At 40.0% G+C, this 9,886-nt stretch carries 8 protein-coding genes; 5 read left to right on the forward strand and 3 right to left on the reverse strand.

The window, feature by feature from the left end; all coding sequences use genetic code 11:
• Positions 1–97 precede the first annotated feature (97 nt).
• The 5 genes from DEM91_RS11105 to DEM91_RS11120 all read left to right on the forward strand — a co-directional run bounded on the left by DEM91_RS11105 (position 98) and on the right by DEM91_RS11120 (position 6,545).
• A complete protein-coding gene (locus DEM91_RS11105; protein ID WP_275975272.1) occupies positions 98–517 on the forward strand; it encodes an outer membrane beta-barrel protein in 420 nt (139 codons plus the stop codon).
• A gap of 27 nt (positions 518–544) precedes the next feature.
• A complete protein-coding gene (locus DEM91_RS12720) occupies positions 545–640 on the forward strand; it encodes a cysteine peptidase family C39 domain-containing protein (protein ID WP_081411454.1) in 96 nt (31 codons plus the stop codon).
• Between the two features lie 368 nt (positions 641–1,008).
• Entirely contained in the window at positions 1,009–2,205 is a 1,197-nt protein-coding gene (locus tag DEM91_RS11110) for a TlpA family protein disulfide reductase (RefSeq protein WP_249858971.1), read from the forward strand.
• 379 nt (positions 2,206–2,584) lie between these two features.
• Entirely contained in the window at positions 2,585–3,937 is a 1,353-nt protein-coding gene (nhaD, locus tag DEM91_RS11115) for a sodium:proton antiporter NhaD (RefSeq protein ID WP_195252377.1), read from the forward strand.
• A 49-nt stretch (positions 3,938–3,986) separates the two neighbouring features.
• On the forward strand, positions 3,987–6,545 hold the full coding sequence (locus DEM91_RS11120) for a hypothetical protein (protein WP_249858972.1): 2,559 nt from the start codon (positions 3,987–3,989) through the stop codon (positions 6,543–6,545).
• Here the strand turns inward: DEM91_RS11120 and DEM91_RS11125 are convergent.
• From DEM91_RS11125 to DEM91_RS11135, 3 genes are read right to left on the reverse strand one after another with little or no spacing between them, the layout of a single operon-like run.
• Positions 6,529–7,110, reverse strand: coding sequence for a GNAT family N-acetyltransferase (locus DEM91_RS11125; RefSeq protein ID WP_249858973.1), 582 nt, complete (start codon positions 7,108–7,110; stop codon positions 6,529–6,531). The genes DEM91_RS11120 and DEM91_RS11125 overlap by 17 nt on opposite strands.
• Entirely contained in the window at positions 7,107–8,525 is a 1,419-nt protein-coding gene (locus tag DEM91_RS11130) for a sensor histidine kinase (RefSeq protein ID WP_249858974.1), read from the reverse strand. The genes DEM91_RS11125 and DEM91_RS11130 overlap by 4 nt, the downstream gene beginning before the upstream one ends.
• Positions 8,522–9,217, reverse strand: a complete 696-nt coding sequence (locus DEM91_RS11135) for a response regulator transcription factor (RefSeq protein WP_103004046.1) — start codon at positions 9,215–9,217, stop codon at positions 8,522–8,524. The genes DEM91_RS11130 and DEM91_RS11135 overlap by 4 nt, the downstream gene beginning before the upstream one ends.
• Positions 9,218–9,886 lie beyond the last annotated feature (669 nt).

Raw genomic sequence — 9,886 nt, forward strand, 5'->3', positions numbered from 1 at the left:
CGCAGAAGATTCCATGCACATTTTTGTCACATAAAAGAAAACGACTCTAAATTATGCACATTTTTGTCATATAAGCCGGAATCCTTCACTCGAAATGATGCTATTCAAGCAGTGGTATCACATGGATACGAATGAAACAAAGAATCTAAATAATCCTGTTGCAACTTTCCAACTGACTAATACGTTTGATACAAAGTGGATGACGGCTTCCATAATACTGTCTGGACAAACAGAGGGGAATATGGGAAATAAATATGTTCGTAGAGGATATTTTAATACCGATATATCCTTATATAAGTCTTTTCTGCATGACCGCCTTACACTGCAACTTTATGTAAACGACCTGTTTGGGACTGCTGACGAACATCGCATTTTCTATTCTGGTTCACAGCGGTCAACGTATTACGACGGCTACTCTTCAAGTTCCGTAACACTAACTATACGTTATCGTTTCAATACAACAGCCAGTAAGTATAAAGGTACAGGTGCAGGGCAAGCACAGAAAAACAGAATGTAAGAATAATCTTGACGAGATAGTTATTATATGAGGTATCCAATTGTTTGTCAATCAGATTCAATGTTATGTGGAATTGCTTGTCTACAAATGATATGTAAGTCATTTGGCAAAAATATTCTATAAAGCTATATCATTGCTGTCCGCTAAAAATAGCTAAGCGACAGCATGTCACTCACTGCACAACGCATCTCAAAGATCTCTTTGACAAAACTATATTCCAAAATAACAAAGACTGAAACAGTTCAGGCGAACCTAATTTATTTAATTTTTAACTTGTCCATTTTTAGTGGACATAAATGAAAAAGAAAACGCCTTTAGTTTATTAAATAAATGTAAACAAATCATAATAATAACAAGCTGTATGGTGATTTAGTTATGAAATATTGTGTATCTTGTTCTTTTTGTTTACTTTTCGTCATATTTAGTGGACAAAATGTTTACTAACAATCTAAATTACAAACAATTATTATTGTAAATAAATGAAAAACTTGTTGAAGAATTGTTGTGTTATGTCGGTGGCAGCCCTATTGCTGTTTCCCATGTTTGCCTTTGGTCAACGTACAGTTACCATTAAAGGAAATGTAAAATTCATTGAGAACGATTTCAAAGTAGGTGTGTATCGCTTCTCGGGTACGTTGAAGCAGTTGTTGGCTGAAACCACTGTTGATCCAACTACCCATAATTATACCCTATCTGTGCCAGCTGATAAGATAGGTGAGGCTATGGTTGATTGTGGCGGATGGCAAGCTGTGAATGTCTGGTTGCAGGACGAGGACATGGATATTGATTTTCGTGGAGTAGACACGGCAGCCATTAAAATTAAAAATCCTCCATTCGTATATATAAAAGGTGGTAAAAATAACGAGTTAATGAACTTGTTGAATTTTGACGCTTATCGTAATTATCAGTCAATGATTGTCTATTCACAAAAAACTTATGTTACGAAGTTTGCCGATGAGGAGAACCAGAAATCGTTGACCAATGCGCTTTATGATTTCATGGGTGATGATTATGACGCACGGTGTCGCTATTATGTGGAACACTATGCTGACCGCCCAAGTGTGATGGTGGCTATTGAGCAATTGGATTATGAAAAAGACAAGAAGCTCATTGATGATGCACTGGCACGATTGGCTACCGTATCACCACAAGCCAACGAGTTGGCTGCGCAATTCCACAAAGACAAGGCTGAAGAGAAGATGCGCATTGAGCGTGTCAAGGTTGGTGCACCCATGCCTGCTTTCGAATGCAAATCGCCAAAAGGCAAGACACTTCGCCCTGCAAACTTTAAGGGTAAAGTTCTTGTACTCGACTTCTGGGCCAGCTGGTGTGGACCTTGTCGCCAGGAAATACCTAATCTCAAGAAAATATATGCCGATTTCAAAGATAAAGGTGTTGAGTTTATGAGCGTTTCAATTGATGCAAAGCGTGACGCTTGGGTGAAAGCCATGAGTGAAGAAGGCATGCCTTGGCATCAAGGTTGGGTGTCTGATGGAGGAAAGGAGGTAATGGATCTCTACCAATTCTCTGGCATTCCATTTATCCTTATTATTGATAAAGACGGACGCATTTACAGAAAACATGTTCGTGGTGACGAAATAAGGAAAGGTGTAGAAGATGTGTTAGCTGGTAAAGCTCCAGCAGAAGAGAAAGGCACCAGCATTAGCATGGGTGCCATGTCCATGTAAACATACCTAAAGCCATTCACCCGTGACAGCGGGTGAGTGGTTTTTTGGTTGGACATGTTTGAAGAGATATTGAACGTTTTAGATAGTAGGGTTTAATCCAAAAAGCTTTGATTAAGTAAAAATAGGAAAATTTGAATCATTGATAAGCGATTTAGAACAATAAAAAATAGTTCAAAACAGCAATTGTAAAAATAAACACCTGCTTTTATTTGGTAGAATAGTTTTCAAAACTTATCTTTGCAAACAATTTAATCTATGAAGAACTAACACATGCTCTTTTATAGGTTGTTAGCAATAAAAATGTGGGCGGAGGGCATTCTAAAAAACAATGCCTGTATGTCCGTTCATTTTCATTAAAAAGATTTTAAGTTTTTATTTTATGGCATCTTTGACATTAGCGATTGTTATCGTTTTTTGTATTGGCTATTTATTTATAGCCATCGAGAGTGTTACAAAAGTGAACAAGGCAGCTGTTGCCTTGCTGATGTTCGTGGCCTGTTGGACACTGTTCATGCTGGATCCTAATACTTATTTGCCTGGGTTCTCTGGACAAGCGTTGGTAAACGAGGTGAGTAGTGTAATTGAAAAGCATTTGGGTAGCACGTCTACAACTTTGTTCTTCTTGATGGGAGCGATGACGATTGTAGAAGTAGTCGACCAAAACGGTGGCTTCAACTTCGTGCGAGATGTCATGAAGACCAAGAGCAAGCGCTCGTTGTTGTGGCGCATTGCCTTTATGACTTTCTTCCTGTCTGCTGTGCTCGACAACCTTACTACCAGTATCGTGATGATTATGATACTACGCAAGCTGGTGAAGTCACACGAAGACCGTCTTATCTATGCCTCCTTAGTTATTATAGCCGCCAATTCAGGTGGAGCTTTTTCGCCCATTGGAGACGTTACTACTATTATGTTGTGGAACAGGGGAACTATCACCACAGCAGGTGTTATAGAGGAAATCTTTGTTCCATCGTTGGTAGCAATGGTTGTACCAGCGTTTATTATGCAATATCAATTGAAGGGCGAGTTAGAACCTGCTGATGTTCATGTTACCTCCGACTATCAGGTGCTTGACTTTAGCAGTACACAACGAAAGATAATTTTCTTCTTGGGTGTGGGCGGATTAATGTTTGTTCCTATTTTTAAGAGCATTACACATTTACCTCCTTTTGTGGGTATCCTCTTAGTCTTGGGCGTGTTATGGACCGTGACCGAGGTGTTTTACCGTGGATTGCATCGCAAAAAGGACAGTATGACCAAGCGTGTAAGCAATTTGTTATCTAATATTGATATGTCCACAATCTTGTTCTTCCTCGGCATCCTCATGGCAGTAGCGAGTTTAGAGCAAATCGGTGTGTTAGAAGGACTTGGCAAATGGCTTAACGATGTGTCTAACGGTAACCATTACATGGTGACAGGTATCATCGGTGTTATTTCAAGTATCGTTGATAATGTTCCATTAGTGGCTGGATGTATGGGCATGTATCCAATAGAGGCAGCAGGAGATATGGCAGTAGATGGCATCTTCTGGCAGTTGTTGGCATACTGTGCTGGTGTGGGAGGTTCTATCCTTATCGTGGGTAGTGCTGCTGGCGTGGTTGTCATGGGATTGGAGAAGATAACCTTTGGTTGGTACCTCAAGCACGTTAGTTGGATTGCTATGGTGAGTTATCTATCAGGTATCCTATGTTATTGGGTCATTCGTACCTTCATTTTCCCGACAGTTATATAAACTTATCGCTGATTACGATTGAATAGTAATAATATAACCTGGCAACAACATGATTGATAAAATTATTTGTAGTCTGTTTGTGTTGTTGCTGGGAACACTTCCTGCGACAGCACAAAACAGTTCTGTTTTTGAACGTTTTTTTGCAAATGCTGTAACCTTTTCCAAAACGTTCCCACGGGAGAAGGTGCATTTGCATTTAGATAACAGCAGCTATTATCAAGGTGATACTATATGGTTTAAGGCGTATGTTGTAACGGCTACAAATAATCAGTTGAGCAGTATCAGCAAACCGCTTTATGTAGAATTGCTCGATCAGCTCGGCAATGTATTGGAGCGCCATATCATTAAGTTGCACGATGGTGAGGGAGAAGGGCATATTGCCCTGACGAATACCTTTTTCACGGGTTATTATGAGATACGAGCTTACACCCGTTGGATGTTGGCTTTTGACGATACATCGTACTTTTCACAAACCATTCCCATATATCGGAAACGGCTCACACATAAGGAGTCACCAAGGAGTATTGCTGTATACAACATGGATAAGAGTATGGCGCAACGTCCGCTTCCTCAAAAAGATGAGTTAGAAGCTCGTTTTTACCCTGAGGGTGGTAACTTGGTGCAAGGCATTCCCTGTGTGATTGGTTTCGAAACTGTGAGCCGTGACAGCGGTTTTGTAAACCTCGATGGATTCTTACTTTCTCCTTCGGGCGAACGTACAATCCCCATTTCTACGATTCATGATGGGATGGGGAGCTTCATGTATACACCTCGTGAACAGCCCGCCAATGTAGAAATCCTTTTTCGAGGCAGTACCTATCGCTTTGTGTTGCCCAAAGCTTTGCCTCAAGGTTATTCCATGTCTGTAGCAAACCGAGAATCATCTTTCGATGTGACGGTGAAGAGAAGTTCAGAATCGTTGACAGATTCCTTGGCATTGTTCACCTTTTCTCAAGGAACACCGCATAGTTTCAACACCATAGAATTTGTGGGTAAGGTGTCGAAGACACTGCGAATTATGAAATCAGACTTACCTTCTGGCATTGTGCGCATGTCGCTTATCAATGCAGCAGGACATACTCTTTGCGACCGTTTTTGTTTTTCCTATCCAAAGAAGACAATCACCATGAAAGGTGATAGCGATAGTAAGGTGTACACGCCCTATCAGAAAGCGCGCTATGAGGTAAAGGTTACCGATGCGGAAGGAAAGCCTGTGCGCAATGCCAGTGTGTCGATAGCCATACGTGATGGTGAACGAACCGACTATATACCAAGCTCTCAAACCATTGAGACCGACTTACTGCTCACTTCGGATTTAAAAGGTTATATTCATCAACCAGCGTATTATTTTGAAGAACAGAGTAGGGGCAGGCGCAAATTGTTAGATAATTTGTTGCTTATTCGTGGTTGGAGACAATATGATATAACTCAGCTTATTGGTCAGAAGCCGTTTGAGCCGAAGCAAATGCCCGAACCAAACTTGACCCTGTATGGGCATGTAGACTCTTGGTTTGGCAAACAACAGTCTAATATTGCCGTTACAGTGTTAGGTAAGCGCGACACAATTTATGTGTCGGGGGCTACCTATACCGATTCGTTAGGGAATTTCAGTCTTCCAATGGACGATATGTATGGGCGTATGGAGTCTGTCATTCAGACCAAACGCAATGGTAAGCAAAAGAATCGTTATGCCGATGTGAGTCTTTATCGCAATTTTGAACCTGGCTTAAGAGCTTATGATTGGCGAGAGTTGCACCCCACTTGGGAGGAACCTGTAGACACTTTGGCACTGCAACAATTGGTCGATTCGCTTACAACAAATCAACTTGAAGCGAATGCTTTGCAAATAGACGAGGTGGTGGTGAAGGGCAAAAAGCGTCATAATACTTTGAAAGACACAGAGTCGTTTGAACGAGATATTCTTGCCTTTTATAATATTCGTAAACATATTGACAAGTTACGCGATGAAGGGAAGTATGTATCAAATGAAGTGGGGTTTTTCTTGCACAACCTTAACCCACTTATTAACCCGGAAGGAACGCAATATGGTGTTAATCCGTTGCGATACAGCGTGAATGGAGAAGAGATACAACTGCCCTATATCGAGAAAGACCTCGACATGGTAGAAACGGCAATGTTGTACATGGACAAGTTTAACAAATATGCTTATTCGGTTGACGATAACTATCGCATACAGAAGTCTGAACTCACTGATGCTTATACTCATTTACGTGTAGACACTGCCAGTCAGATAGCACTCAATAAGTATGTAGTACGTTGTGCGTTCAAGATGGCTGACAATTGGAGTTCTAACAAAAACTATCGCCCATCAAGAGGTATCCGTCGCACAGTGATTCAAGGATATGACGAGCCAAAGGCTTTTTATTCACCCATCTATTTAGAGAGTGGATACTTTGACAGCAATGCCGATGAGATGCGTCGTACTTTATATTGGAATCCAAATTTGAAGACAGACGAAAACGGAATAGCGGTCGTAGAATATTACAATGGTAGCTACACAACTTATATGAATGTGTGTGCGGAGACGCTCGTAGATGGCGTACCCGCATCACTGAACGCTTTTTCTTATCCTATCCGTAAAAAGTAATCAAATACTGTAGGTGTTTCATGGGATGTCCACCCCAATCGGTGTCGTTTACATACCGAAACCCTTGGGTTGTGTAGAGGCGCTCTGCATGTGGGTTGTCTTTGTCCACTAAAAGTCCAATTTTATCTATCTTCATGTCTTTCGCCTTATTTAAGGCTTGCATGATCAGTTCTTTGGCAATGCCCTTGCGGCGGTATTGTGGAAGAATAGCAATACTGTCGATATATAGTTCGTCAGGTTGTGCCTCGTCTTTCATATCTCGATAGTCGATGTTGAATTTTTGAAGTGCTTTTTCTATGAATACCTTTCTCAGCTTCTTCAGGTCGGCACCGTGGTAACTCACACAAATGCCTGCTACCTCGTTGTTATCATTCAATGCTACGAAGGTGTTCTTATAACTGTATTGGCTTTCGTCCATGCTCACCAATTCGGTCATCAAGTCTTCAAACTCGTTCAGCGTGTGATTGGGACCTGCTAAGTTTTGACAACACTCATAGTTCATGGCAAGCATGATGAGTTTTGCTATTTCTCTTGCTTGGTCTTTGGTGGCTTGTGTTATTTTCATTCGTTATTCTTTTTTATGTTAAAATCAAATCGCAGACCTCCTGTGGGTAGGTTTTTAGCTCGAATCGTTCCTCCATGAATCATCACAGCATTCTTTACAATAGCGAGTCCTAAACCTGTGCCGCCTAATTTTCTGCTTCTCCCTTTATCTACTCGATAAAAGCGTTCAAAAATGCGGGATAAATGCTCATTTGCGACCCCAATGCCATTATCATAAAACGCAAAACTCCAATCTTTATTATTTTCTACGGCATCCAATGTGATCGTGGTGCCATTGCCTGCATAAGCGATAGCGTTATCTATCAGATTTCTAAAGACACTATATAGCAAGCTTTTATTCCCGTGAACAATTACGTTTTCAGGAAGATTGATGATAAAGCTCATGTGGTGCTTTTCCAATTGTAGCGCAGTCTCTTTACTTATATCTTCTACCATTTGAGAGATATTCACTTCTACATTTTCTTTTATTTCAGGGGCATCATCCATCCGATTTAACGTAGAGATATCTTGTAGGAGAGAGGTTAGTCGCTGACTCTGGGCATAACTGTGTTTCAAAAATTGCTTCTTCGTCTCCTCGTCAATATGAGGGTTGTCTAAGATAGTTTCCAAATAGCCCTGAATGCTTGCTACGGGAGTTTTCAATTCGTGCGCAATATTTTGAGTAAGCTGTCGTTTTAGCTTATCTTGTTCTTGTCGTGTACTCTGAAGACGTTTATAGATTTTGATAATTCTTTCGGCTATCTCTCCCAATTCGTCGTCAGGAAAAGCAATCAAATCTTCTGTTTCCAAGCTTTCATTATGGTCGGCTCTACTGGCAAAAAGCTTGAGTTTTGTAATGTTGGCACCTAATCTACTCAAGAAACGCCATAATACCAGTGTCAATATAATAATAGTTGTCAACGCAAACCAAATGAAATGCTGATCTGTTTGGAGCGATTTTGCCAAATCATTATTATACGGTAAGGCACTGCGAATTGTGATTTTGCTATCGTTGAAGTAAGTTGCCGAATAAAAAAACTCCTGCTTTAACGTCTTACTATTTCTTTCTACACTTGAGCCTGACCCTTTTTTTTGGGCTTCTATAATCTCTGGACGATTGGCGTGACTTGTAAAACGGTTGTAATTCTTTTCTAAGTTATCAAACGTAACATGCCCTTCGTTGTCTATAATGGTTACTCGGAGGTTAGGTAAACTGTGTGTCTTCACATAGGAGTCCAATGTCGTCTCGTCGGTCTTGCCCATATACTTCATGGCATCAGCTAACTGCTTATTATAGTTTTGCAGTTTCTCATTCAGCAGTTCTATTTTATATTGTTTTTCACGGACTTGTTGAAAAACAATAAATGCAATAGCAAACAGCAAAAAAATCGCCATAATACTGACGTATAGGCGTGTCCCTACGGATATTTTTCTCATAGTGCGTCAAAATAATAGCCAAATCCTAAACGTGTGACGATACATTTTGAAAACCGCCCAATCTTTTTTCTTAAGCGTGTGATATTAACATCTACAGTTCGGTCGAGTACCAACACATCTTTCGGCCAGATGCGGTCAATAAGCTCTTGACGTGAAAAGACGTGTCCTTTTTCTGAGAGTAAGAGATGCAATAACTCAAATTCTGTTTTAGTAAAAGGAACATCCTTGCCATCAATAGAAACCGTTTTTTTGTCCAAATTCATCTCCAAACCTTGATATTTGAGCACCTTTGGTTGTTCATGATTCTCCGTTTCGGCAGTTCTTCTGATGACCGCACGAATCCGTACCAGGACTTCGCGAATAGAGAAAGGCTTGCTGATATAGTCATCTGCCCCCAAATTAAATCCTGTCACCGTATCATTCTCTGTGTCTCTGGCTGTCAAGAAAATAATTGGAATATGGGCTGTTGCTGGCTCCTCTTTAAGTTTCTTTGCCATTGCAAAGCCAGACATCGTTCCCATCATGACATCCAACAATAACAAATTGTACGATGTTAGCTCCATATTCATGGCTTCTTCTGCCGAATTAGCAGTGTCAACAGCATAACCTTCAGTTTCGAGATTGAACTTCAGAATCTCACATAAGTCTTGTTCATCGTCTACGACGAGAATGCGATAATTGTTTTCTTCCATATTTGATAACAATAAATGTATTCAGTTGACAAAGTTAGCACATCAACTCTTCATATATGTTTCAGAAATATTACAATTCTGTTACCTTGAACAAGATGTGTTAGATTTTTATTCAAATCACATTCTTTTGAAGCTATTACTTTTCCCATGCGGTAGTAACCCGCCTTGTCGAACGCTTAGCAAAGAGGAATTCATCTTTATTTTGTGTAATTGTATGCTTCACACAAAATTAAGAAAAAGCTATGAGAAAATCAAACATATAGATGATGTTATTTTGACTATGCTCGATTCTTTCATCAAAAGAGCGACATATTTACAACAAAAAAGCATCCATAAAACAGCAGATGTATAATTTTTGGTACGCTGTTTTGGAGGATAATAAATGCTGAATTTTCTTTACAAAGTGCCTCTCATAACTCGCGTATAAATCACCAACATCAAAGTTGGTCGCAAATATGCTAAAAATGAGCGACGTTTATAATTTATTGGTGTTGAAGATGTTACGTTCGATACAACTCTTTTTATTCCGATTTTTGCCATTTTTTGGCGACTAACCCATTGAGATAAGCCTGCAATTTGCATGCTTTAATGCTGCAACTAATCAGCGAAAATGAAGAAATATCGAAGTTGGTGTAAACTGACTGATAATGAGTAGGAAACGGAATAATT

Source organism: Prevotella sp. TCVGH (genome assembly GCF_023522295.1).
GTDB classification, from domain to species: domain Bacteria; phylum Bacteroidota; class Bacteroidia; order Bacteroidales; family Bacteroidaceae; genus Prevotella; species Prevotella timonensis.

Bases quoted from the DNA above. Each gene is read 5' to 3' on its own strand.
- DEM91_RS11130 (WP_249858974.1), bottom strand. From the start codon at position 8,525: ATGAGAAAAATATCCGTAGGGACACGCCTATACGTCAGTATTATGGCG.
- DEM91_RS11125 (WP_249858973.1), bottom strand. From the start codon at position 7,110: ATGAAAATAACACAAGCCACCAAAGACCAAGCAAGAGAAATAGCAAAA.
- DEM91_RS12720 (WP_081411454.1), top strand. From the start codon at position 545: ATGAGGTATCCAATTGTTTGTCAATCAGATTCAATGTTATGTGGAATT.
- DEM91_RS11135 (WP_103004046.1), bottom strand. From the start codon at position 9,217: ATGGAAGAAAACAATTATCGCATTCTCGTCGTAGACGATGAACAAGAC.
- DEM91_RS11105 (WP_275975272.1), top strand. From the start codon at position 98: ATGCTATTCAAGCAGTGGTATCACATGGATACGAATGAAACAAAGAAT.
- nhaD (WP_195252377.1), top strand. From the start codon at position 2,585: ATGGCATCTTTGACATTAGCGATTGTTATCGTTTTTTGTATTGGCTAT.
- DEM91_RS11120 (WP_249858972.1), top strand. From the start codon at position 3,987: ATGATTGATAAAATTATTTGTAGTCTGTTTGTGTTGTTGCTGGGAACA.